The following is a 22,063-nucleotide window of genomic DNA, read 5'->3' as shown; positions in this document are numbered from 1 at the left end:
ATTGATTATTTGCGATTAATTCATTTTTGATGAGTCGGTTTTTTGTGCGTTTTTGCCGCGGGAAAATAATTGGTAGGTGATAACTTTAATCGTATTCTGGCATTGATTGCTTATGGTTGCTTAATTGCGATTTAAGATAGGGTAATGTTTTTGATGTAAGATATATTATATTTATTCGCATTTTAAAAATATTCTTTTACAGGGTTAAATTTTCTGCTAGCGGGCGATATTTAATAGAATGGTGAGGGGTAAAATACGCCTGACTTTATTTGAAGCAATAAAAAAGGCCGCGCAGGCGGCCTTTTTATCTGTGTGACGGTTACTCAGTGACTTTCTTTTCCAGCTCGCTGGCACCTTCTTTGGTTTTGTTCCAGCCTTTCTCAGCACCTTCTTTGGTGGCGTCCCAACCCTTCTCGGTGCCTTCTTTGGTTTTGTGCCAGACTTTCTGTGAGTCTTCGCTGACCTTGCTGCCAAAGCTTTCGCTTTTACCTTCTGCAGCATGTTTCTGTTTCAGCTTCAGCTCTTCACCTTTGTTCTGCTCTTCGTGCAGTTTTTGCTTCGCTTCGTTGGCGTTAGCGTTCGCCGCGGCGACGGTATCATCAGTTGCATGTGTGGTCGCAGCAAATACTGGAGAAGCCAGCAGAATGGCAGACAATGCGATAATTGTTTTTTTCATAATATCCTCATTTACGTTATCGGTTATGAGCGTGATTCAGCATGTCACAGACAAAGCGAAGCGGCTTTAGGAAAAAACTGTAAAAGGGTGGAGGCCATGACGGCGCTATTTCATGCGAAAGGCTAACCGAACGTGAGATATCCAATCTCAGCCAGTGCTGCCAGCGTCAGTTGAATAAAAAATACTATGGTGAAGGGTCTGTACATCGCTCTCTCCTTGTTTGCGCAAATTTCATCCGTGTTTTCCTGGTATGCTCCCGCCCGATGTTATTAGGGGCAACGTTATTATCTACAGGGCAGCGAAAATAATCATGGATGCCGCTCACAAGTTGTAAGACGGCATTTTATTAGTCACCGTGATTAAATATTTTCCAGGTCGATACCGCGCGTGTTGGGACCAAAAATACCAATGGTGAGCATAACAATCAGCATACTGATCACAATAAAGGCAATGACCGCCGTTGAGCCGCTATATTGCAGTATCAGACCGATAATTATACTGCTGAAGACGGTGGATAAACGGCTAAAGGAGTAACAAAAGCCGACCGCTCGCGCCCGGATACGGGTGGGGAAAATCTCTGACTGATAGGAGTGGTAGCTGTAAGTCAGCCAGGCATTGGACCAGGTAATAAAAAAGCCGCAGGCAATGAGCAGCAGTGGGTTGCTCTGAAACGCAAACAGCGAACCAAAGATGACCGTGGTCAGACAGGACAACACGATTTGCCATTTATTTTCCATTCGATCGGCATAGCGGCTGCAGATAAGCGCGCCAAGAGGATAGGCCAGCGTGATGAAAAAGGCGTATAACAAACTGTGCGTGACGGATGTCCCGCTGCCGGACAGCAGGGCGGGCAGCCAGTTTCCGAAGCCAAAAAAGCCAATCGCCTGAAAGATATTCATCACCACCAGCATCGCAACCCGGCCACGGTAGCGCGGAGACCAGATATCTTTAAACCTGCCCTTGAGTGAAACCTGTTCGTTGTGCTGCCCGGCGCGGAGAGGGAAATCCGCCTGTTCGCCGCTGCCGCAGCGCTTCTCCATCTCCTGCATGACGGTTCTCACCTCATGAAAGCGCTTTTGCTGCAGCAGCCAGCGCGGAGATTCCGGCAGCCCCTTGCGTACCAGCCAGATAATGATGGACGCCAGCGCGCCAGCGATCACCACGAACCGCCATCCGCTCAGGCCAAACCACATCTGCGGTACCAGCCACCATGACATCAGCGCGACGGCAGGAACCGAGAGAAACTGAATGAAAAAGGCGAAAGCAAAGGCGCGGGTGCGAAGGTGAGCAGGTACCCACTCTGTCAGATAGGTATCAATGGTAACCAGTTCAACGCCGAGGCCGATGCCTACCATAAAACGAAAAAAGATCACCCATTCCGCCTGATGCTGAAACGCCATGACGAGGGAGAACAGCCCGTACCAGAGCAGGGCATACATAAAGGTTGCGCGTCGGCCAATGCGATCAGCATAGGGGCTGAGCAGGCTGGCACCGATAAAAAGCCCCAGAAAAGTTGCGGACGCAAACGCGGCCTGGTCGGCCATACCGAACACGCCCTGCTGGCCGGTGTGGAAGATGCCATCAGCAATGAGACCGGCGCTGATGTAGCCTGTCTGAAACAGATCGTAAAGCTCAAAAAAACCGCCAAGGGACAGCAAGGCGATGAATCGCCAAAGTCCGGCGGAAGCCGGTAAGGCATCGATCCTTGCCGCAAGATCGTCCTCGCGGATGGGGTTTTGTGCCCCCCACTGTGTACCTGAAACTATGCATTCACTCACGATTAACCCTCTCGTAACATTCACCCTGAGTCGTTATGCTAGAGGGAAATCAGCGGATTTAAATTTTTAATTCGTATTCAGAAGCAATAAATAAAGCATAAAAAACCAGATATTTTTCTTTTAGTGCGTGGATATTCACCCTCTGAGTTAACCCATTTTTCGAAGAAAATATATTCTTGTTACGCGGTGAAAAATAGCCGTGCGGCGCTACGGAGTTATTATCGAGCCGGGGCAGAACGACAATGCTGGAAAATTTTCACTTGACGATAGCAAGGACTTTTGCCACTAATTATCGGGTGATGTTTGCTGACCTGGTGCAGATTGTAGAATGGAAAAAATCGAGAATTTAATTCCGATGGTGGTTTTCGCGCGTGTCGTCGAAACCCTGAGCTTCACCGAGGCCGCACTCTCTTTGGGAATGTCGAAGTCATCAGTTAGCCGGGATATTTCAACGCTGGAAAAACGTATTGGTGCAATGCTGCTTAAGCGCACCACCCGGAAAATAGAGATTACGGAGCTGGGGCTGAGCTACTATCAGCACTGCTTCAAAATATTGAATGAACTGCGCGCCGCAGAACGCTTTATACGGGATTATTATGAGGAACCAGCGGGGACAATAAAAATACTTGCCCCGGTGACGTTCGGAAAAGAGTATGTTGTGCCAGCATTAAATGCGTACTTAGAACGAAATATTATGGCCAACGTCGATCTCGATTTATCGGATAAAGCGGTGGATATCAAAGAGAGCCAGTACGATCTCTCTATCATTGTGGCGCAGGACACGCCAACCCATGAGCACACCAAATTTTTATGCTCCATCCAGTGGGGGCTTTATGCCACCCCTGACTGTATCGCCCGGATGCGTCCTGTTCTGACGCCGGGCGATCTCCCGGCCCACAACTACATTCTGTTTCGCGGTGTGGCGCGTACGGTTTCGCTGCCGTTCAGAAAAGAGAAACAGAAGGTCAATATTGACGTTCATAGCCGCTTCAGAAGCAACAACAGCGTGGCGCTGATCAGCATGGCGCTTTCCGGCCTCGGCATTGCTTACTTGCCCAATTACATTGCGCGAGAAAGCCTCGCCACCGGGAAACTGGTCCGGCTTTTACCCGGCTGGCAGATGGATGAATATAAAGTGTGGCTACTGTCCAAAAATAAAAACACGATGACCTCAGGCATTAAACGCTTTAGCGACGAACTTCAGCAGCTGATCGCCGGGGCCGAGGTCAAAGCAGGCTACTGATATCCAGCTCGCCATGACGCAGGATCGAGACTTTGTCATCCAGCAAAGAGATATGCGTGGTGGCGGTACGGCTGGGGTTTTTGCAGTTGGACGGGACAACCAGATCGACACAGTCTCCCATGTCTTCCCGGGCGAGGGTAAAACTGACAAGATCGCCCTCATCCTGCGGATACCCTGCCGGGATCACCACCAGCGGCCTGCCTAAGCGGCTGATGATGGTTCGCATCTGACTGTTTTTCACGCAGACGACCGGGAGAATATCGCCTGCGCCGGGAAGAAAATCGGCGCGCTGTTTCTTTCGCAGGCTGATTTTAAGGGTGCCGGGCCAGCAGGCCCGGCTGAGCATTTCAATTTTGCTTCTTTGCCACGGGCTGACATCCACCCATTCCCATATGTCCGCCAGTTCGCAGAAGCAAAACGTCATCTCTCTGGTACAGGGCGATCTTTTTAACAGCGTCAGTTTTTCCACGGCATCCGGGCTGTAAGGATCGGCTGCCAGGGCAAAGTGGGTATCGGTAGGGATCAGGATGATCCCGCTATTACGCAATACGGTAATGGCCTTGTCTATAAATGACATGATTATCGATATCCCTGTGACGCGGTTAAACCCAAAAATTAATAGTAATCGCCGTGGCGATAGTCCCAGGTATTAAACTGGGCGGACATGAAATTAATAATTTTATTCACGTCGAGACCTTTGCGAATTAATACCGGGCAAGGGGTCACTTTTCTGGCACTACCCTGTTCAGGGACCAGTTTCCCTTCGCTGTCCACCATGGACACCATCACGCCTTGTTCATAGCGACTCTCCTGGGTTTCATCAGGCTGTATAGACTTAACGTACTCGTTGGCACAAATAATTAAGTCTGCACGCGATTCGATGCGTTCCCCAATGAATTCCACCATGCCGCGGTTGCCTTTTCCTGACGGATTCGCCGAGCTGGCAAAAGAGAATTTCTGATGATTTTCCCACAGATCTTTAGCAATCATTTCGCCGGGTTTGCCAAATTTAATCACGAAGCAGCTTGTTTTTCTGCCGTCCATCATCAGCTCTTTGAGGCCGTTATCGGGTAATCTGGCGATGGCATCTTCTCGCCACGGTAAAATACAGCCCAGTAATACGTCTGCATCCCAGTGGGCCTGATAAAATGCCTCGATTTCCGGGTTCATCTCCGCCAGCGATTTCAGCTGTTCCATACTGCCGCACAATACCACGCCGGGTTTATTACGGTTTCGCTGTTTGGCTTCGAATTTTCTCTCCAGCCCCTCTTTATCTGAGGTCATAATGATATAACCCACTTTCGTAGGGCAAACAATCATTCCGCCTTCAGCCGATAATACGTTAATCGCTTCCGGCTGAACCTGACCATTCCACGCGACTTTCTTATTCATCATTCAATTCTCCCTGCACCGCACTGGTGTCATAAATTTAGGGAAAGGATGTCGTGTAATAAGAGGCTTCGCAATCAGCAGAGAAATTTTCACCGCATTGTTTCAGTGTTGGAACAATATCGCGTTATTCCTGGGCAATATGCCGGGTTGGTTAATTCTGTTACCGGTTTTGCTTTCAATCGGTTACCAATAGAACAACCCACCGGTAAATACCGATTTTCAAACAGAGGTTAACGCTATGAAAGTATCTATTGCAGGTTTAAGTGACTACGCTTTTCTCTCCAAAGCGAACGAATATCATAATTTTGGGGGGAATGGCGATAATGTCTCGCCCGCCTTGTCCTGGGAAAATGTCCCGCAGGGAACCAAAAGTTTTGCCGTAACCGCGTACGATCCTGATGCGCCAACGGGCAGCGGTTTCTGGCACTGGGTGGCGTATAACATTCCTGCCAGCCTGACCGGGCTTGCGGCAGGCGCGGGAAACCCGGCGAACACACCCGACATCAAACACGCCAGCTCCGATTTTGGTGCGCCTGGCTACGGCGGTTGCTGCCCGCCAGAGGGGGATATTCCGCACCGCTATATCTTCACCCTGCACGCCCTGAGCTGCGATGACCTGGGCGTGACGCCGGATCTGCCAAACGCGGTGATACGTTTCCTCATCAACATGCATACCCTTGAGAAAGCCAGCGTCGTCACGCTGTATAAGCGTTAATGAGGCGTGTGTGATTAACCGAATCAGAGCGGTTTTCGCCCGGCATAGCCTGCTCAAATGGGGCGTGGCGGGTGGCGTGCTGGTGGCCATTGTTCTGCTGTTTTTTGCGGGAATGGGGGTCTCCAGCAAGGAGGCCTTTATCAATGGCCGAATATCCACGGTGCTCTCCCCGCTGCCGGGACAGCTGGTGCTGGCGAAGAACATCGCGCCGGGACAGGCGGTCCGGGCCCGGCAATCGCTGGGAAATGTGGTCACCACGCAGGCGAACGACCAGATCCCCGGCCTGGTGGCCCAGCGCAGCGCGCTGGAGATCCAGCTTGCTGAACTCGACAAGCAAATTTCGGGGATCGATCAACGACTGCAGGTTTATCAGCAGCAGCGGCAGCAGTACCTCGCCGAGAGCAGGATGCAGCAGCAGTTAGGTGAGAAACAATCGGCTGCCACGTTTGTGCAACTGAAGGAGGAGCTGAGCGCGATTACGGCGCAAACTGCCTTCTCCCGACAGCAGCTTCAGCGCTATGAAAATCTCTACCAGCAGCGTTTCATCAGCCGCATGGAGTATGAAGAGCGTAAGAACAACACGCGGGTGTTGCAGGCCAGCCAGGAGGCGAAAGCGGCCGAGCTCCGTCAGCGTTTACTGGACGTGAATGCCGCCAAATCCGGCCTTCAGCTGACAGGGCCAAGAACGCTGGATGCGCCACAGCAGAATCAGCGCGATATGTCGCTCACTATCGAGAATATGCAGCAGGAGAAGCTACAGCTGATTGCCCGCAAGCAGGCGACGACGCAGAGCATTCAGGAAGTCGCTGCGCTCCTTCACTCCCGTCAGCAGGCGGCGCTCAACAGCAGCACGGACGGCGTGATCTGGGACGTGACGGAGGAGAGTGGTGCGAGCGTTCAGAACGGCACCCCGATTGTGCGCATTCTGGATTGCCGCACCCGCTGGGTAGAGGCGTTTTTTGATGAGGCTGACGCCGGCAGTCTGCGCCCGGGGATGGCGGTAACGGTGCGTCTGACCACCGCATCCGCCACGCGCTGGAAAGGAACGATAAGAACCCTCCGCGCAGGGAGTGGACGCGTGGCGGTCGGGGAGAGGGACGTACAGCCCCCGCCTGAAATCGCGCGCCGGCAGTTGCCCGTGAAAGTGCTGACTGCACATATCGATATCGACTGGAAAGACGTGCCGGATCCCGCCAGTTTCTGCCTCGCGGGCCGTAGCGTAACCGTCAACATTTAAACAGGAAAAGAGATGCAGCATATACACAATACGGTCGCCGCCCTGAAGCGCGGCGAGGTGGTTCTGGTCCCCACGGACACGAATTACGCCCTGGCGGCAGACCCGTGGAACATTGACGCCTGCCAGAAAATTTACGATCTCAAAAAACGCGAACGACAGAAACCGCTGACGCTTTTCGTCGCGGAACCGGCGCAGGCATGGGATTACATCGCCGTCGATAAGGTCCAGCACCGCGCTGCGCTCGACAAACTGATTGGTGCCATGCCCGGCGCGCTGAATGTGGTGGTTCCGGCATCGGACAATGTGCCGCAGAACCCGTATCTGAAGCCGGAATCCATCTCTCTGGTGTGCAATCATCAGAGCGTGTTGCGAGAGGTGATTGCGCTGTTTGGCCGCCCGCTGGGGATGAGTTCTGCCAATCTTTCCGGCGTGGAGTCTGACTGCCTGATCGACATTGATGCCGCCCGCCAGACGTTTGGCGACCGTGTGGGCTATATTCTGCCCGCAGTCCAGCGTCCGGTGACAACGGTCTCCAGCACCATCGTCTCGTTACTGGAGAAGGAGATTAAAATCCTTCGTGCGGGAGATATGGATATTATGGCGATGCTGGCGTCATGACGACGCGCCGGTTACATCCCGGGTCTGGCAACCATGGCCTGTTCCTGGCCTACCGTATTATTTCCCGTTGCTATTTCCATCTTCCCGTCTTGCTGCTCTATTTCTGGACAATAGACATGGGGATGTACCGGATTATTTTCCTGCTGGCGCTGTATGGATTGACCAGCACCTTCAGCAGCGGCATACCCGGCTGGCTGCTGCGCTTCTTGTCACCCAGACAGACGGTGATTGCAGGCGAACTGATGAAGGCGCTGGGAATGGCGCTGATGCTCTGGAGCACCCGGCAAAGTGAGGTCAGCCTCCCTCTGCTGGTGGTGTCGCAGCTGCTTGGCGGCGCGGGATTTACCATTGCGCTGACCACGGATGCGGCCCTGCTGCGCCAGCTCACCGCAGGCGATCAGCACCGGTTTATGCAGATCCAGACCACGTCGCAAAGCGGGATGTTTATTGCCACCCTGATCGCCGGATCGCTGGGGAGTATTCTGTTTGACTACAACCCCCAGTGGCCGTTTATCGCCGCCATTGTGGTGAGCGTTATCTCCGCCGGATGCGTGGCGTTGATTCGCGTGCAGGAGGCAGAGCCCGAATCAGCCCGGCCTGTTGAGCGGGTCTCTTTTTCGCCCAGAGGGGACCAGCTCTTCTGGATGCTGTTCTATTCCATTTCACGCGCTTTTACGCTGGCGCCGTTCATCGGCTTTATCCCGTTCTACTTTATTATGGTGAACGTCGACCCGCTGCTTTTCGGTGCCGTGCTGAGCTGCTTTACACTCTCGTCCTGGGGGGCGATCAAAATAGCCGGGCCGTTTATCGCACGGTTTGGGGTAACGGCGTTACTGGCGACGACAAGCCTTTTTATGACGGCGGCGCTGGGGCTTTTTGCCAGCAATGAATGGCTTGCAGCGAGAGGCATGGACTATTTTGTCTCCGGGCTGCTGGCGCTGGTGCTGCTGGGGTTTGGCTCCGGGACGATCCGGCCCGTCACGCTTGCTAACCTCGATCTCTCTGCCAATACCCCGGATGAACGTATGCGCGTGTTCGGGCGCATGGAGCGTGATTTCGGGCTGGCCAATGCTTTTTTACTGGCCGTTGGGGCGTGGCTGCTGGTGAGCCGGGACTTTTCCACGCTGATGCTGATCTTCTGCCTGATCTATATTCTGGTGGTATGCATATCTGCACTGCTTTACTTAAAGAATTTGCGCAGCGGGGAGCACAGTTCCACCTGAGGAACAATTCATACGCAAAATGAAACTAATCTGACGAATAACGGATTCCCGTTGAAAGCCCCTCCTCTGTACGGTGTAATTTCCCCATCAGATAAAGAGGAGAGAAAAATGAATATTCACGAAACTGATGATTATGCGTCGGTAAATATAAAGCCGGGGATGACGTTAACCGAAAAAATAATCGCCAGAGCCAGCAAGAGATCGCATGTTTCACCGGGTGAAGTGCTTTTCGTGAATGTTGATGTATTAATGTCCCACGATCCCTGCACGCCTGGCGTCGCCAGCGTATTTAAAAAAGAATTTGGTGAAGAGGCAAAAGTCTGGAATCCGGATCGCTTTATTATGATCCCTGACCACTTTGTTTATTCCGCCGACCCGCAGGCGAATCAAAATATTCGGGTAATGCGGGAATTCGCAAAAGCGCAAAATATTACCCATTTTTATGATGTGGGCACCCCGGACTATAAAGGCGTGTGTCATATCGGCCTGGCGGAAGGGGGACACACCCGGCCGGGAGAGGTGTTGTTGGGGACCGATTCTCACACCGTGACCGCCGGGGCCTTTGGCACCTTCGCCATTGGCGTGGGGATCACCGACGGGGCGTATGCCCTGGGTACGGGGGAGATCCCGTTGATGGTCCCCGCCACCATAAAAGTGAATTACTACGGTAAAAAAGCGAAAAGCGTTCAGGCGAAAGATTTAATTCTGGTGTTAATGAAAGAGCTGGGCGTGGAAGGGGCGACCTATAATGCCATCGAATTTACCGGCAACGTCATCGATGAATTATCGGTCGAAGAGCGAATGACGATGTGCAATATGGTTGTGGAGTGCGGGGCTAAAAACGGCATTATGGTGCCAAACCAGGCCACGCTGGATTACCTGGCGACCAGAACTACCGTCCCGTATTCCGTGCTGGCGCCTGATGAAAACGCGCATTACGTCCGCACGATTGATATTGACGTCTCGGCATTAACCAGCGTGATTGCGCGGCCACACTCCCCGGATAATGTGGTGGCAGTGGCACAACTGGAAAATATTGCCATTTCGCAAGCCTATATTGGCTCCTGCACGGGCGGTAAAACGGATGATTTTATCGCTGCTGCGGAAATACTGTGGCAGCGCAAGGTGGCCATCCCAACCTACGCCGTTCCCGCGACCAAAGAGGTTTTTCATAATCTGATCACCACCCAGGTGAAGGGCCGATCCGTGTATGAAATCCTGACCCGGGCTGGCGTTAAATTATCTTCTGAACCCGGCTGCGCGGCTTGCTGTGGCGGGCCAGCGGACACCTTTGGGAGAGTCAGGGATCCGATAAGCGTGATCTCCACCACCAACCGTAACTTTGTGGGGCGGATGGGAAATAAAGGCGCGATGATTTATCTGGCCTCTCCTTATGCAGTGGCTGCTGCGGCAGTGACCGGTTTTATTACTAATCCAGAACGGTACTTAACTAATGACTATTAATAACGTAATGCGCGGTACAGTTTATGTGTTAGGCGACAATATCGATACCGACCAGATATTAACGGCTGAATATTTGAAAATTAACCCGGCCTCTGCCGAGGGGCGTGAAGAGCTGGCAACGCTCGCCATGTGCGGACTGCCGGAAGGGGCGCTGCCGTTTATTAACCCGCAGACGCAGCGAGCCGGTTATGACTTTATTGTGGCCGGGAAAAATTTCGGCTGTGGCTCATCGCGCGAGCATGCGGTGGTGGCCCTGGGAGCATCCGGCGTGAAGGCCGTCGTCGCCCAGTCGTTCGCCCGCATATTTTTCCGTAACTGTGTATCCACGGGGCAAATCATGCCCGTCACGCTGAATGAAGGCTGTGATATCCGTGCGCTGAAAACGGGGGATACCATTGAAATCGATTTAGACGCTCATCAGATTGGTACTGCTGATGGGATTCTGAAAACCGCTCCGGTAGGGGAACTTGCGAACATTGTCGCCGCCGGTGGCTTGTTCGCTTACGCAAGGCAAACAGGAAAGATTTAATCCAATACAACCATAAGACTCAAAACAAGACGCCTTACTTTCTCAGGGTGCAGCGTCTGTTTTGAGCGTACATAAGGCAATCAAACTATGATCACCCAGCTAGAGTTTAACGATCTTCAAAAAGATGAGCTATCAAAACTTATCAGCCGTGTCACCATCAGCCCTTATACAGACTACAAACTCTTCAAGCAGTCCATCACCGAACTCATCGAAAATGGTCTGGTGCCCACTTTTTTTGTTCAGGCCTGCGAGCGCGTCAGGCAAGAGCGCAAGGATCAAGGCATTAACGCGCATTTATTAAAAAACGTACCACTCGACACCATCATTCCTGAATTTGATCAGTCCAATCCCGTTAACGATAAGTACGCCAAAAAGCTCACCTTTGTAGGAGAGGCGCTGCTGGAGCTGTTCGCACAGCTCACCGACTCCCCGTTACTGGCCTACCGTACGCGCAACAACGGTGATTTTTTCCATGATGTTTATGCCGACAAAAAATACAGCAACACACAAACGCAAAAAACGGACGGCGAACTTTATTACCACAACGATCGCACCGCTCACCCGGTACGTGCTGATTTTCTCAGTTTATTAGGCATGCGTTGCAGCGAAGAAAACCTGATTTTTACCGGCTACCTGGACGGTAAAGCGATTCTGGATAATTTGAAGGCTGAATCCCAGGAGTGGTTACGAAAGCCACTTTTTATTACCCCTTTTGATGAATACTCTCGCGACTCGAACGCCAGCCAGATTGATTCTGAGCTGCATCCGATCCTGGAGAATATTCATACTTTCCGTTACTACGACACACGCACAACGTATTCTCCGGATGCGCCAGCAGAGGCGATCAAAGCATTAATTGACCTTAAGGTGGCCATCACCAAAGCGGCAAAAGGCCGCGTTGCTATTAACAAAGGCGACCTGTTCTCCTTCGCCAATCAGGACTCTTTACACAACCGGGAAATCATCCAGGTGAGAGATCCATACTCAGCGGAAAAACGCTGGCTGCTGAAAACCTACAGCTTCCGTAATCCCGAGGTGATGAATATGTATCATAACTACTTCGATGCCGATCTGCCGGGGTTTGTGGTCGCCGAGTAAGGGTGACCTTGCTGGTATAAAAAAGCCCGCATTCCTGAGGTGTGCGGGCTTTTGTTTTTGCGGGAAGGCCTGTGCTATTAACGTTCTTTGGTTATCATCTCGCTTTATAACTTATGACAAGCCGTTATCAAGCTCAGCGGATAGCCTGTTAAGTTCCTTGCTGATGTGTTTGCGCCGTTGTTTTAACAGTACCCGGGCCGGAATGATGCGTTCGATAATTGTCGGCTTTCTGTTCAAATACGCTGTCACAAGCCGTTTGATGTCTTCCTCTGACCAACCGTCCATCACCGGCGTTGGGTTGTAAAGCAGGTTAGCCTGTAGAGCAGGGGCGACTTCCTCATCCACAATTCTGAAGATCTCTTCCCGGTTTAATTCGGATTTTTTCAGCACCTCTGCCATCCATTGATAGTCATACTCCTGGAGTTCACGCCCGGAAAAAAGTTCTGATAAGGCGTGCCAGACGGGGACGCGGGCGATCAGCTGGGTTTCAGTCAAATGCATTTTAATTTCTCCCTTGCGGTGAAACATACACGGTTCCGAACAGGAGGTCTGTTCCAATCGACGCAAGAATTCCGCCCACTAATGCCGCAACACCAATACAAACGGGTGCAGTTGCTGCGCACACACCCGTGGCTACCACTGCTTGCACAAACTCAGCAGACATTTTCAGAATATCGCGCAAATACTGCTGTCTGACACGCGAGTCCTGTATACAATGTGCTGCAAAATTTGACGCCTTTCCTTGCAGCGAAGCAAGAGCAGTAGAAAAGGCTCTCTGATCATTCTGCATTGCTCCAGCAACGGCGGGGTATGTGAATCCTATTCAGCACCTCATCATGACGAACAACGCGGTAGAGATAATATCTCTGGCTAATTTTCTCCTTATATAAACACTATACAATTTTTTGAATGCAACATTCATTAGTCATCCCTGTAATTACAGAAATGTTTTTATGCTTTTTATATTGAACGCATGAAAATAGTTTTAATGTAACGCCTCATCGTATTTGATGACAGGGCCGACATAGGCTATTAAAGGTGAAAAAATTAGCCCATAAACTTTATAAAATGGGAAAACCTATAATACCGATGAACAAGAGTTTGCTCGCCAGGCAGAAAGGAGAGTTAATCTTCGTTGCGTAAAAATTTCACCGCCTTACATGAAACAGACAGCGGGGCCATTCCCAGTATAAAAAGAGATAAAACGATAATTGTTGCGAAATAAACCCAACCATTATCATAATCATTAGTGATAGTGGCATAGGTAGCAAAAAACAGTAAACCAATGACAATGATCCAGGTCGTGTAGAAGCGTCGTTTTAGCTCAACTAAAAGTGAATGCAGAGTCCGATCTTTACGTTTCGGATCTTCAAGTACGGCACGCAAAGCTGTAATGTTTTTATCAGTAAACCCGTATGAACGAAGTTTCGCTTCCTGTTGCGCATCTATCACCCATCACTCCTGAACGTTGAATGCTCCTGCTTAAATTATATTAAACAATAACAGTTATGACTGAGCAAAAACAGATTCAACACTCGCTGAAGTGATGAATTACGATATCGTGCCCAGCAGTCAGAACATAACTATGCCCTTCATATCTAAGAGATTGCTTTATGGCTAAGCGAGTAAACTCCTCAGGGACAAGACTGTTCCTGCAAAAAATATCTGGCCCTTATTGAAAGAGCTCGATATTCTGTAATGCTTTGTCTTTTTTGTGAACAGGAAAAAGTATGCTAAGTACATTACCCGATTTACACAGAAGTTTTGCAGAGCAACTCAAGCTTAAAATTCAGGCTGATTCGCGAATTCACTCTCTTCTCGCTGGCGGCTCGCTTATTCATGGCGGGTTCGATATTTACTCCGATCTCGATTTTGTCGTTGTGGTAGACCCTCTCTGCTATGACGAGATCATGGCGCAGCGTATTGAGTTCGCCGGAACACTGGGGCATCTGCTGCATGCCTTCACCGGCGAACATGTCGGAGAGCCTCGTCTGCTTATATGCCTCTATGGTCCTGAACTCCTCCATGTCGATCTGAAATTTGTCACACTGGACATGCTCACTCAACGCGTTGAGGAGCCTGCAGTGTTATTTACCCGCGATCACCTGGCTCTGGAACAACAACTGGCAAAATATAGTGCTCAATGGCCTGACATGACGCCAGAGTGGTTTGAGTCCCGAGCATGGATCTGGCTTCATTATGCGGCGGTGAAACTGGGAAGGGGCGAACTCTTTGAAGCGATTGGCATGCTGTCATTCTTTCGCGAGCAAGTGCTGGGACCTATGCTGTGCCGTCGGGCAAATCTACCGCAACGTGGGGTTCGCCGCATTGAATTCCATGGCCTTGATCCTGATGGCCTGCTTGCATCCACGCTGGCAACGCACGATCGTGACTCCGTCAGCATTGCCATCAGAAAGGCTATTGACGCTTATATCACTCTGCGGGCTGATGCGCTGCCGAAAAATATCGCAGACGATGCGGCACGATGGGCGGTTCTTGCCATGCTGAAAGCCTGAACCCGACCTTGAAAGGTTTCGGTCTGATTCACTCCGGGTTCAGACGACGTTTGCTAAAAAAATGGTCGTCTGAATTTCGGTTGTGACGTTCTTGCTGACTGCTTAGATTCATTTTCAATCTATCGAGAGGATATGGATATGAACTTTGCAGAACTCCACAACCAGCATGAGCCACTTCTTATCGCTAATGTCTGGGATGCCGCCAGTGCTGTAGCAGCGCAAGAAGCAGGTTATCAGGCATTGGGAACGTCCAGCGCAGCAATCGCGTCCACACTAGGATATGAAGACGGGCAGGGAATGCCATTTGATGCGTTATTTTATATGGTCACCCGTATCCAGGCTGTCAGCAAGCTGCCATTGAGCGTTGACATGGAAGCAGGGTATGGTGATTCAGCCGAAGAGATAACAGCCAATCTCAGGCGCCTTGCTCAGACAGGTGTCGCAGGCGTTAACCTTGAAGACAGCAGAGTCATAAACGGGGTGCGTCAGCTTGACGATGCCTCTGATTTTACCTGTACCCTAAGAACAGTATGCGATGCGCTAAGAAGCGAAAATCATAGCCTGTTTCTGAACATCCGGACTGACACTTACCTGCTCGGGCATGTAGATGCGTTGCAGGAGACGATATTACGGGGTCAAAGTTATAAAGCTGCAGGTGCTGACGGCCTTTTTGTTCCCTGTCTGACGTCAGAGAAAGACATCAGCCTCATTGCAGAGGCGACGGTTCTGCCTCTTAATGTCATGTGTATGCCCGACCTTCCGTCGTTCGACAGGCTGAAGCTGGCCGGAGTAAGCCGCATTTCCATGGGCAATTTTGTGCATTCAGCCATGCAGTCAACGCTGACTGATGTCATGCATGCGATCCGATCTCGTCAGACGTTTGAAGGACTTTTTGGTGATGAAAATAACCGATAAGAATTTATGTGATATCTGGTATCAGGCATTACTTGAACGTGCTTCAGAATATACTGGCGTGTTTTTTGTCGGCGTTAAAACCACTGGCGTGTTCTGCATTTCGGTATGTCGGGCGCGAAAGCCCAAACGTGAAAATGTCGAATTTTATAAAGATGCCAAATCTGCCCTTGCGGCCGGTTTTCGGCCCTGTAAGGTCTGCAGACCCGCTGAGAATGCGCACAGCGCGCCATTATTTGTTGAACAGGCGCTTGCGCTTGTCAGGCGCGATATTAAATCCCGTGTTGCAGACGCGGAGCTTCGCCAGCATGGAATCAGTCCGGAGCGGGTAAGGCGCTGGTTTCTGCAACATCACGGCATCACTTTTCAGGCTTTCCAGCGAATGCAGCGGGTGAACGTTGCCCTGCAGGAGCTCAAAAGCGGACGAACGGCGACTGACGTTGCGCTGGACAACGGCTATGAATCCCTGAGCGGGTTTGGTTATACCTATAAGCGACTTACTGGTGCAGCGCCGACTCAGGCAACCCAGGTGATTGTCATTCACCGTTTTACCACGACGCTTGGGCCGATGTTTGTCTGTGCGACAGAGCGGGGAGTTTGTCTACTGGAGTTTACCGATCGCCGGATGTTAGAAACAGAATTTCGCGATATTCAGCGTTTATTTAACGCCAGAATCGTCACCGGAGAAAACAGCCACACCCGGCAGACAGTAAAAGAGGTCAGCGAGTATTTTGCCGGAACGCGCCGACAGTTTGATCTCTCTGTAGATGCCCCGGGGAGTGATTTTCAACAATCCGTCTGGCGCGAGCTGCGGTCAGTTCCCTATGGACAGACCTCACACTATCAGGCCATCTCACTACGGATGAATAAGCCAAATGCTGTGCGCGCTGTCGCTGCTGCTAATGGTGCAAACCGAATTGCGATTGTGATCCCTTGCCACAGGATAATTGGTAAAGATGGAGCGATGACGGGTTATGGAGGGGGGATTTCTCGAAAAGAATGGCTCATTGAGCATGAGAGAAATAACGTTTAATGGCGTGATGCTCACTTGTAGCCGGAAAATTTTACGGGCTCTGCGGGATAAATTACAAGCTCAGAAAAGCCTGCAGGGCTTTAAGGACTTCATCAGTCGACTCTGGTGATCGGAAATGGGTTGAAGTCTTTGTAATTGATGGGGGAGATGATTGATTTTGTTTGAGATTTTTTCTTTTTTTCGAAGGGAAGGGAAGGGAAGGGAAGGGAAGGGAAGGGAAGGGAAGGGAAGGCGCAAAGAGAGCGGAGATTGTCTGGAGTCACCGATATCCGTCAATGCAAATGAACCAAGGTCAGAACCCGATTTCCCAGAAAAGTATACCAGCCGTTAAAGCGAAACCCCGCCTCATATTCATGATTAAGCGTAAGTGTCAGGCTAAAAGTAAACTGCTGCAAGTGGGGATCAATCTCGCGCAATTCAATACTGTGAAAGTCCAGATGCTGTTGAAGATCACGTGGGAAAGCCTTATAGGCACTCTCTTTAGCAGAAAAAAGCAATGGCAGGACGTGGTCCGAAAGCAAATCGCGGGAGTTGGCCAATGTGTCAATTTCCCTGGCAGAGGCTATGCGCTGGCTTATCGTATCGAGAGCTATTTTCGGTGAGAGCGATTCAATATCTATTCCGACCCGGCCATGGTGCATTTTGATAACGGCGGCAGAAGCAAAATCGCGATCGTGAGAAATTGCCCCACAAAAGGAAGAAGGCCATGAGGGTGCGCGATCATCTGCCATCAGCGGCGCACATAGCGAGGAATCGAAATGTTGTAGTAACTTTTGAGCGCCAATCCGTCCAGCAAGATATTCAGCCCGGCGTTGATCTGATGCGTTCGCCAACCGGCGCGGGAGCGGTATATCATAAACTCGGAAAGCATCCTCCAGCACACCATCCAGGGAGAAACGCAATACGGTGAAATGGATGTAATCGGGTAAGACTTTCATTAGTCGTTGTGTTTGATACCAGCAAATTTTCATGGTTATCCTTAGGTTTTCGCATCAAACAGCGACGGAATGGTAAACCATAGAAGCAGCGAAACTCGCCATCGCCAGCGACAGACCGCGATAAAAAAACATTGGCCATAATCGTGATTGCAGCTTGCCTTGCCTGGCTATCCCCTTCCCACAGGCAACCCATATAAAAGAAAGAGGCAATAGCGCGACAAAAACACTCAGCATGGCGGCAGTGAAAGACTGAAGCTCTCTGAAAGCAATTGAAGGAATTATATATGTCGCAAATACGAATGATTTAGGGTTAAACAAAGTGGTAATAAATATGGTTTTCATTCCAATTTTTGTCGGTCGAGACTGTAATGAAAACCCCCAGACTTTAACAGCCAGCCAGGCGACATAGAATGCTGATAATAACTTAATAATACCGAGTAAAAACGTGCCATGTTGAGCTAAGACACTCACAATAACTCCCCAAAAGGTGATTGCACAAAAGTATCCCCCCCATTCGGCAATAATCATTTTTATACTTGGCCTGATACCACTGGCGTACCCTGAGAAAAGGAGAAGAGTATTGGTTGGGCCAGGCATTACAAGCAACAACATGCCAGAACCCATAATTTTAATGCAGTCATTCAGTAACATTTCAACCTCTGATACATTAACAAATGAGAAAAATCAGACTGATAGCCCGCGTTTGAATTCATGTGTCACTTTTGAAGATATTTTCTTCCTAAAATGTTAATATGCTACAAATTTTATCCTGACAGTGAAGATTAAAAGATGAGTAATGCACAACAGAGCGATCGCTTAAAAAGAACGTACACCAACATTGGTAATAACGTAAAAAAGTTACGAATAGCTCGAAATCTTTCACTTAATGAACTGGCAAAACTTTCCGGCGTCTCCAAAGCTACGCTGTCCACGCTCGAATCGGGCGGTTCTAATCCTCGCGTTGATACACTGGATTCCATCGCCAGCGCACTAAGACTTACATTAGGCGATTTGCTCGGTAATAATAATGAACGCTATCCCTATATCGAAAAAAATTCTGACTACAAAGGTGATTATTCCCAGGTAATGAAGTTCCGCATCGGCCAGGGCAATATCACAGAAATATGGCATTTACAAATGAAACCAGGTGTGGTAATAAACAGTCCGGCTCATGTTTCAGGGACGCATGAACATATCATCGTTCACCTTGGCACATTACTTCTGAAAATATCTGACAGTGAAAGTATTATTCTTCAACCTGGAGATTTTTATGCCTTCTCAGGTGATGTTAAACATGCCTATATTTGTGCAGATGATGCGGTAAGTGCGACGGTTATAATGTCTTACAGTACACAAGGTTAATTCAGCAGGTTTACGGCATTACTGTGTTACCCCTCACCTGCCTGCGCTATTTATATATTAAAGACCTTGTTGTTCCGTATAAAATCCATTGTTAGTTCACTAATCTCACGAGCTTGTGTATCTGAAATAAAATGCCCCCCTGAGATCCCCTCCAGCCTGAATGGCTGGAGGGTACATTCTTGCCATCGTTCCGGGGGAAAAAGAAATAAGGGGTCCTCTTTTCCGTAAAATGCTAATACTGGAATATCGTCAAGCGCAGCGCTATCTTCTTCACTGATAGAATTAGCAACCTGCAAATCAGCAGATAGCACCTGCAAAAATTGCTTCAGCAAAACGGGTTCTCTCTGCAGCCAGTCAGGTAATTGCCTGAAATGATTCGCAAAATTAAGTAATGAATGTTTTGCAATTTCACTGGATTCAGTTAAATCAAAAAACTGACGGCAATGGATTGGTTCATTACCAATCACCACGAGCATACTTTTTTGTCGAGCATCATTGAAACGGTATTTTTTTGCCATTACATATGCGACATAGGCGCCGAGACTATGCCCCATAAAAATTATCGGACAATGGCGTGGCAATTGTGGAAAAAAATCCTTAATCACCTTATTGATATCTGTTAGTAACGCTTCCTGACGGCGGCGTCCGCGGCCAGGCATTTCAAACTTACTCACATTGAAGTTTGAAAAATGCTTTTCCAGTACATCAAGAGCGGCAGCGTTCCCTCCGGCATGATGAAACATAGCAATATGTGGCTGCTCATTCATAACGCTTCCCTTCAGCAATGCGCCCCAACAGGGCTGCACATATAATGATCCCGCCCCCTATTGCTTGCAGCACACCAAGGGTTTCGCCCATAATGGTGATGGCAAACATAGCTGCAAAGGCCGGTTCGAGAGACAAGATCAACCCGACGCGCGTCGGACTGGTTATTTTAGCGGCATATAATTGCATCAGGAATGCAAATGCCGTTGCCAGCAGACTCAGAAAGAGAATCAAGCCCCATGTCGAAATAGATATTTCAGGTATATATTGCAACGCAGTGGGTTCGGTCAGCACAATAGTAACCAAGCCGAGGGCCGCGACAACCAGTAATTCAATCAATGTGATATTGATTAGCGAGTAATCCTTACCAGCAGTCTGCCGACCAAACATAAATATCTGAAAACCGCGAATCAATGCAGCCGATAAGATAAGAATATCGCCTTGATTGAACTCAATATTTCCATTGGCCGTAAAGCTCAACATGCCGCCACCTGCAAGGGACATAAAACAGGTGAAATAAATGAATTTGCTTTGTTTTCTCTTGCCGATAAAACGTTCAAAAAAGGGAACTAATACCACCGATAATGCAATCAAGAAACCTGCATTTGCAGCTGAGGTGTGTTTAACACCAAACGTTTCGAATGTTAGGATCGCATAAAGAAGCACACCAAATACGATCCCATTAATCACTTCACCACGAGTGAAGCTGTTTAATCTGACACGAGTGCCAACAAACATGAAGGGAACAGCCAGTGCGAATCTCAGCATTAAAAACAGGGGAACAGTGACCCCTGCCTGGATAATAAGCTGCATCAAGGAATAACTTGCCCCCCATGAGAGGGCAACGGTCAATAATCCCAGATCAATTATCCAAAGTCGGCTGCGTGGAGCCAGAATAGAATAATTAGACATGACATTCCTTTAGCGGGACATGCCCGGCATCATAGCTGATCCGTAGAGTGCCCTTTTTAAACTTTATCGCCTTAATGTTAAATGAGCTAATTTTTGCCAAATCATCAGTGTGTGTCCCGGCACAAGGCATAGCCTCTGATTGGTTAATCTGGCATAGCCGGGTGGTGCCCTCGAACCAACTGCGGATTTCCGCTCCCTTTTGCAGACGCTGGCAAATAATTCGTTCAATTTCAGCCGCCTCCAGGCGATCAGCTGGAATAGCTGAAGCATCAATGGCGCTAAATTCCACACGCGACTCACCGGGGAAATGATGCCCCCGGACAGCCATCCACCCGAACTGGCGCATTTCCCAGTTCAGTAAATGCCCGGCAGTATGCAGTGCAGCATGGTAAGCGCGGGCATCCGCTGATACAACTGATGATACTTTTGTTTCAACCGGCGGCGAAAAAGGAGACTGCGGATAAAGAACCACTAATCCTGATTCCTGTTTTTTTACCACCACCGGTATGTCATTTACCCACCCGAGATCTGCAGGTTGCCCGCCTCCCTGCGGATGAAAAATATTATCCTGCAGGGCAATCCATTGCCCTCCTTCATCAGCACCGGTAGCAATGACATCGCTTAATATATTAAAGCGATAAGTATCCTCCAGATAACACTGATTTTGTTGCATAGCGATAATCCTTATTTTATATAGAAAGGGGAGTAAATGGATTTCCGAGCAAATTATGGGTTGCTATACGATTATTAGTATTACGACTTTGGCCAGCAACAATCACGCAGCCAAATTTATCCAATGGGATATTGCCACCATACTCATGCACATGATCGGTATTGGGATAAATATCAACAAAGCTGGGGGCGTAGCGGGTAGCAAAGCCCATGCGATATATCTTATCAGATATATTAGGATAGGAAGCATGCATTAACGTTGACCAAAAGATGACACATTGACCGGCTTTCATCTCCAACGGGACGGCCTGTTTTTCATCCGGATGCCAGTCAGGATCTATTTGCAGGTCGCGGTAATCATATCCAAAGAATCCACGACTCTTACCCTCCTTTTCAATGTTATTAATAATGTCGCTTTGATATTGCATTGATTTCTTTTCATCATAATTCATTTTATGATGGGTGCCAGGCATAATTTCCAGACAACCATTCTCAATGGTTGAATCAGTAAAAGCTGTCCAGACCGTTAAAGTCCCTTTTCCAAACTGATCTTCAGTTTCTCCAGGCCAAAGAATTTGCGGTTTTCCACTGGCGTTAGCAAATGTATCAGCCTGATGCCAGTCAGTACCTTCATCACCGGGGTATTTAGGAAAGAACTCCGTACGCCAGCATAAAACATCATCGCCAAGGATATCAGATACCGGTGCCACAATTTTGGGATTAGTGACATGTTGGCTAAGTTTATTGATATCAAGATGGCGATCGTAATTCGATATATTCGTTGCCGCACCGTACGAGTCTGAAGGGTAAGCAGCATTCGAACGATCTGGTAATTGCCGACGAACGGTACTCCAAATTTCCGCCATTTCTTCCGGAGAATAAATGGTAATTGGGCCGATATAACCATTTTTATGGAAGTTGGCAAGTTCTTCTTCAGACAAATGAATATTATTTGACATGGTAATCTCCAGTGAATGATT

24 protein-coding genes are annotated in these 22,063 nt (G+C 49.3%); 12 read left to right on the top strand and 12 right to left on the bottom strand.

Features of this window, described 5'->3' with window-relative positions:
• Positions 1-319 precede the first annotated feature (319 nt).
• Both ECL_RS19850 and ECL_RS19845 read right to left on the bottom strand, forming a co-directional pair.
• A complete protein-coding gene (locus ECL_RS19850; protein ID WP_013098385.1) occupies positions 320-676 on the bottom strand; it encodes a hypothetical protein in 357 nt (118 codons plus the stop codon).
• Positions 677-1,035: 359 nt separating this feature from the next.
• Positions 1,036-2,442: an MFS transporter gene (locus ECL_RS19845; protein ID WP_077681899.1), complete on the bottom strand. Its 1,407-nt coding sequence runs from the start codon at positions 2,440-2,442 to the stop codon at positions 1,036-1,038.
• Positions 2,443-2,782: 340 nt separating this feature from the next.
• On the opposite strand from ECL_RS19845, the gene ECL_RS19840 reads away from it, so the two are divergent.
• Entirely contained in the window at positions 2,783-3,697 is a 915-nt protein-coding gene (locus ECL_RS19840) for a LysR family transcriptional regulator (RefSeq protein ID WP_013098383.1), read from the top strand.
• Here ECL_RS19840 and ECL_RS19835 read toward each other — a convergent pair.
• Together ECL_RS19835 and ECL_RS19830 are read right to left on the bottom strand one after the other, a co-directional pair.
• Positions 3,681-4,274: an L-threonylcarbamoyladenylate synthase gene (locus ECL_RS19835; protein ID WP_013098382.1), complete on the bottom strand. Its 594-nt coding sequence runs from the start codon at positions 4,272-4,274 to the stop codon at positions 3,681-3,683. The two genes, ECL_RS19840 and ECL_RS19835, sit on opposite strands and share 17 nt — an antisense overlap.
• A 38-nt stretch (positions 4,275-4,312) precedes the next feature.
• Positions 4,313-5,092, bottom strand: a complete 780-nt coding sequence (locus ECL_RS19830) for an L-threonylcarbamoyladenylate synthase (protein WP_013098381.1) — start codon at positions 5,090-5,092, stop codon at positions 4,313-4,315.
• Between the two features lie 235 nt (positions 5,093-5,327).
• Here ECL_RS19830 and ECL_RS19825 point away from each other — a divergent pair, with 235 nt between their 5' ends.
• From ECL_RS19825 to ECL_RS19795, 7 genes are all read left to right on the top strand, one after another.
• Entirely contained in the window at positions 5,328-5,804 is a 477-nt protein-coding gene (locus tag ECL_RS19825) for a YbhB/YbcL family Raf kinase inhibitor-like protein (protein ID WP_013098380.1), read from the top strand.
• Between the two features lie 10 nt (positions 5,805-5,814).
• Complete coding sequence (locus ECL_RS19820) at positions 5,815-7,041, top strand: HlyD family secretion protein (protein WP_013098379.1); 1,227 nt, start codon at positions 5,815-5,817, stop codon at positions 7,039-7,041.
• 12 nt (positions 7,042-7,053) lie between these two features.
• On the top strand, positions 7,054-7,659 hold the full coding sequence (locus tag ECL_RS19815) for an L-threonylcarbamoyladenylate synthase (protein WP_013098378.1): 606 nt from the start codon (positions 7,054-7,056) through the stop codon (positions 7,657-7,659).
• Positions 7,656-8,882 (top strand): MFS transporter, encoded by a 1,227-nt coding sequence (locus ECL_RS19810; RefSeq protein WP_013098377.1) that lies wholly within the window; start codon positions 7,656-7,658, stop codon positions 8,880-8,882. Before ECL_RS19815 ends, ECL_RS19810 begins: the two co-directional genes overlap by 4 nt.
• A gap of 108 nt (positions 8,883-8,990) precedes the next feature.
• Positions 8,991-10,346, top strand: a complete 1,356-nt coding sequence (locus ECL_RS19805; protein WP_013098376.1) for a 3-isopropylmalate dehydratase large subunit — start codon at positions 8,991-8,993, stop codon at positions 10,344-10,346.
• Positions 10,336-10,875 carry a LeuD/DmdB family oxidoreductase small subunit gene (locus ECL_RS19800; protein ID WP_013098375.1) on the top strand — a complete coding sequence of 180 codons (540 nt, stop codon included), beginning with the start codon at positions 10,336-10,338 and terminating at the stop codon, positions 10,873-10,875. The genes ECL_RS19805 and ECL_RS19800 overlap by 11 nt, the downstream gene beginning before the upstream one ends.
• A gap of 87 nt (positions 10,876-10,962) precedes the next feature.
• A complete protein-coding gene (locus tag ECL_RS19795; protein WP_013098374.1) occupies positions 10,963-11,973 on the top strand; it encodes a TauD/TfdA family dioxygenase in 1,011 nt (336 codons plus the stop codon).
• A 111-nt stretch (positions 11,974-12,084) separates the two neighbouring features.
• Here the strand turns inward: ECL_RS19795 and ECL_RS19790 are convergent, their stop codons facing one another.
• Together ECL_RS19790 and ECL_RS19785 are read right to left on the bottom strand one after the other, a co-directional pair.
• Positions 12,085-12,474, bottom strand: a complete 390-nt coding sequence (locus tag ECL_RS19790) for a DUF7079 family protein (protein ID WP_013098373.1) — start codon at positions 12,472-12,474, stop codon at positions 12,085-12,087.
• A gap of 624 nt (positions 12,475-13,098) precedes the next feature.
• Positions 13,099-13,425 carry a hypothetical protein gene (locus ECL_RS19785; protein ID WP_013098372.1) on the bottom strand — a complete coding sequence of 109 codons (327 nt, stop codon included), beginning with the start codon at positions 13,423-13,425 and terminating at the stop codon, positions 13,099-13,101.
• A gap of 278 nt (positions 13,426-13,703) precedes the next feature.
• On the opposite strand from ECL_RS19785, the gene ECL_RS19780 reads away from it, so the two are divergent.
• The 3 genes from ECL_RS19780 to ECL_RS19770 all read left to right on the top strand — a co-directional run bounded on the left by ECL_RS19780 (position 13,704) and on the right by ECL_RS19770 (position 16,434).
• On the top strand, positions 13,704-14,489 hold the full coding sequence (locus tag ECL_RS19780) for a hypothetical protein (RefSeq protein ID WP_013098371.1): 786 nt from the start codon (positions 13,704-13,706) through the stop codon (positions 14,487-14,489).
• A 138-nt stretch (positions 14,490-14,627) separates the two neighbouring features.
• Positions 14,628-15,404, top strand: a complete 777-nt coding sequence (locus tag ECL_RS19775; protein WP_013098370.1) for an isocitrate lyase/PEP mutase family protein — start codon at positions 14,628-14,630, stop codon at positions 15,402-15,404.
• Positions 15,388-16,434 (top strand): bifunctional transcriptional activator/DNA repair enzyme AdaA, encoded by a 1,047-nt coding sequence (locus tag ECL_RS19770; protein ID WP_013098369.1) that lies wholly within the window; start codon positions 15,388-15,390, stop codon positions 16,432-16,434. Before ECL_RS19775 ends, ECL_RS19770 begins: the two co-directional genes overlap by 17 nt.
• Positions 16,435-16,706: 272 nt before the next feature.
• On the opposite strand, the gene ECL_RS19765 is transcribed toward ECL_RS19770, so the two are convergent.
• Both ECL_RS19765 and ECL_RS19760 read right to left on the bottom strand, forming a co-directional pair.
• Positions 16,707-17,405, bottom strand: a complete 699-nt coding sequence (locus ECL_RS19765; RefSeq protein ID WP_071843279.1) for a 4'-phosphopantetheinyl transferase family protein — start codon at positions 17,403-17,405, stop codon at positions 16,707-16,709.
• Positions 17,406-17,426: 21 nt separating this feature from the next.
• A complete protein-coding gene (locus tag ECL_RS19760) occupies positions 17,427-18,023 on the bottom strand; it encodes a LysE family translocator (protein ID WP_038420437.1) in 597 nt (198 codons plus the stop codon).
• 138 nt (positions 18,024-18,161) lie between these two features.
• Here ECL_RS19760 and ECL_RS19755 point away from each other — a divergent pair, with 138 nt between their 5' ends.
• Positions 18,162-18,734 carry a helix-turn-helix domain-containing protein gene (locus ECL_RS19755; RefSeq protein ID WP_013098365.1) on the top strand — a complete coding sequence of 191 codons (573 nt, stop codon included), beginning with the start codon at positions 18,162-18,164 and terminating at the stop codon, positions 18,732-18,734.
• 50 nt (positions 18,735-18,784) lie between these two features.
• On the opposite strand, the gene ECL_RS19750 is transcribed toward ECL_RS19755, so the two are convergent.
• Genes ECL_RS19750 through ECL_RS19735 form a run of 4 tightly spaced genes read right to left on the bottom strand, consistent with a single transcriptional unit; the run spans position 18,785 to position 22,042 of the window.
• A complete protein-coding gene (locus ECL_RS19750; protein WP_044157473.1) occupies positions 18,785-19,501 on the bottom strand; it encodes a thioesterase II family protein in 717 nt (238 codons plus the stop codon).
• Positions 19,494-20,411, bottom strand: a complete 918-nt coding sequence (locus tag ECL_RS19745; protein WP_013098364.1) for a DMT family transporter — start codon at positions 20,409-20,411, stop codon at positions 19,494-19,496. Before ECL_RS19745 ends, ECL_RS19750 begins: the two co-directional genes overlap by 8 nt.
• Entirely contained in the window at positions 20,404-21,084 is a 681-nt protein-coding gene (locus tag ECL_RS19740; protein ID WP_013098363.1) for an alanyl-tRNA synthetase, read from the bottom strand. The genes ECL_RS19745 and ECL_RS19740 overlap by 8 nt, the downstream gene beginning before the upstream one ends.
• Positions 21,085-21,100: 16 nt before the next feature.
• Positions 21,101-22,042: a chlorinating enzyme gene (locus tag ECL_RS19735; RefSeq protein WP_013098362.1), complete on the bottom strand. Its 942-nt coding sequence runs from the start codon at positions 22,040-22,042 to the stop codon at positions 21,101-21,103.
• Between the last annotated feature and the right edge of the window lie 21 nt (positions 22,043-22,063).

This window comes from Enterobacter cloacae subsp. cloacae ATCC 13047, from assembly GCF_000025565.1.
Taxonomy (GTDB): domain Bacteria; phylum Pseudomonadota; class Gammaproteobacteria; order Enterobacterales; family Enterobacteriaceae; genus Enterobacter; species Enterobacter cloacae.
Note: the sequence above shows the minus strand (reverse complement) of the source record. Positions and strands in the feature narration are given on the sequence as shown.

What these genes read in the sequence shown, in the direction of transcription:
- ECL_RS19760 (WP_038420437.1), bottom strand. Translation starts at nt 18,023, where the DNA reads ATGTTACTGAATGACTGCATTAAAATTATGGGTTCTGGCATGTTGTTG.
- ECL_RS19750 (WP_044157473.1), bottom strand. Translation starts at nt 19,501, where the DNA reads ATGAATGAGCAGCCACATATTGCTATGTTTCATCATGCCGGAGGGAAC.
- ECL_RS19795 (WP_013098374.1), top strand. Translation starts at nt 10,963, where the DNA reads ATGATCACCCAGCTAGAGTTTAACGATCTTCAAAAAGATGAGCTATCA.
- ECL_RS19800 (WP_013098375.1), top strand. Translation starts at nt 10,336, where the DNA reads ATGACTATTAATAACGTAATGCGCGGTACAGTTTATGTGTTAGGCGAC.
- ECL_RS19810 (WP_013098377.1), top strand. Translation starts at nt 7,656, where the DNA reads ATGACGACGCGCCGGTTACATCCCGGGTCTGGCAACCATGGCCTGTTC.
- ECL_RS19740 (WP_013098363.1), bottom strand. Translation starts at nt 21,084, where the DNA reads ATGCAACAAAATCAGTGTTATCTGGAGGATACTTATCGCTTTAATATA.
- ECL_RS19830 (WP_013098381.1), bottom strand. Translation starts at nt 5,092, where the DNA reads ATGATGAATAAGAAAGTCGCGTGGAATGGTCAGGTTCAGCCGGAAGCG.
- ECL_RS19755 (WP_013098365.1), top strand. Translation starts at nt 18,162, where the DNA reads ATGAGTAATGCACAACAGAGCGATCGCTTAAAAAGAACGTACACCAAC.
- ECL_RS19825 (WP_013098380.1), top strand. Translation starts at nt 5,328, where the DNA reads ATGAAAGTATCTATTGCAGGTTTAAGTGACTACGCTTTTCTCTCCAAA.
- ECL_RS19745 (WP_013098364.1), bottom strand. Translation starts at nt 20,411, where the DNA reads ATGTCTAATTATTCTATTCTGGCTCCACGCAGCCGACTTTGGATAATT.
- ECL_RS19850 (WP_013098385.1), bottom strand. Translation starts at nt 676, where the DNA reads ATGAAAAAAACAATTATCGCATTGTCTGCCATTCTGCTGGCTTCTCCA.
- ECL_RS19840 (WP_013098383.1), top strand. Translation starts at nt 2,783, where the DNA reads ATGGAAAAAATCGAGAATTTAATTCCGATGGTGGTTTTCGCGCGTGTC.
- ECL_RS19780 (WP_013098371.1), top strand. Translation starts at nt 13,704, where the DNA reads ATGCTAAGTACATTACCCGATTTACACAGAAGTTTTGCAGAGCAACTC.
- ECL_RS19835 (WP_013098382.1), bottom strand. Translation starts at nt 4,274, where the DNA reads ATGTCATTTATAGACAAGGCCATTACCGTATTGCGTAATAGCGGGATC.
- ECL_RS19765 (WP_071843279.1), bottom strand. Translation starts at nt 17,405, where the DNA reads ATGAAAATTTGCTGGTATCAAACACAACGACTAATGAAAGTCTTACCC.
- ECL_RS19770 (WP_013098369.1), top strand. Translation starts at nt 15,388, where the DNA reads ATGAAAATAACCGATAAGAATTTATGTGATATCTGGTATCAGGCATTA.
- ECL_RS19790 (WP_013098373.1), bottom strand. Translation starts at nt 12,474, where the DNA reads ATGCATTTGACTGAAACCCAGCTGATCGCCCGCGTCCCCGTCTGGCAC.
- ECL_RS19775 (WP_013098370.1), top strand. Translation starts at nt 14,628, where the DNA reads ATGAACTTTGCAGAACTCCACAACCAGCATGAGCCACTTCTTATCGCT.
- ECL_RS19815 (WP_013098378.1), top strand. Translation starts at nt 7,054, where the DNA reads ATGCAGCATATACACAATACGGTCGCCGCCCTGAAGCGCGGCGAGGTG.
- ECL_RS19805 (WP_013098376.1), top strand. Translation starts at nt 8,991, where the DNA reads ATGAATATTCACGAAACTGATGATTATGCGTCGGTAAATATAAAGCCG.
- ECL_RS19735 (WP_013098362.1), bottom strand. Translation starts at nt 22,042, where the DNA reads ATGTCAAATAATATTCATTTGTCTGAAGAAGAACTTGCCAACTTCCAT.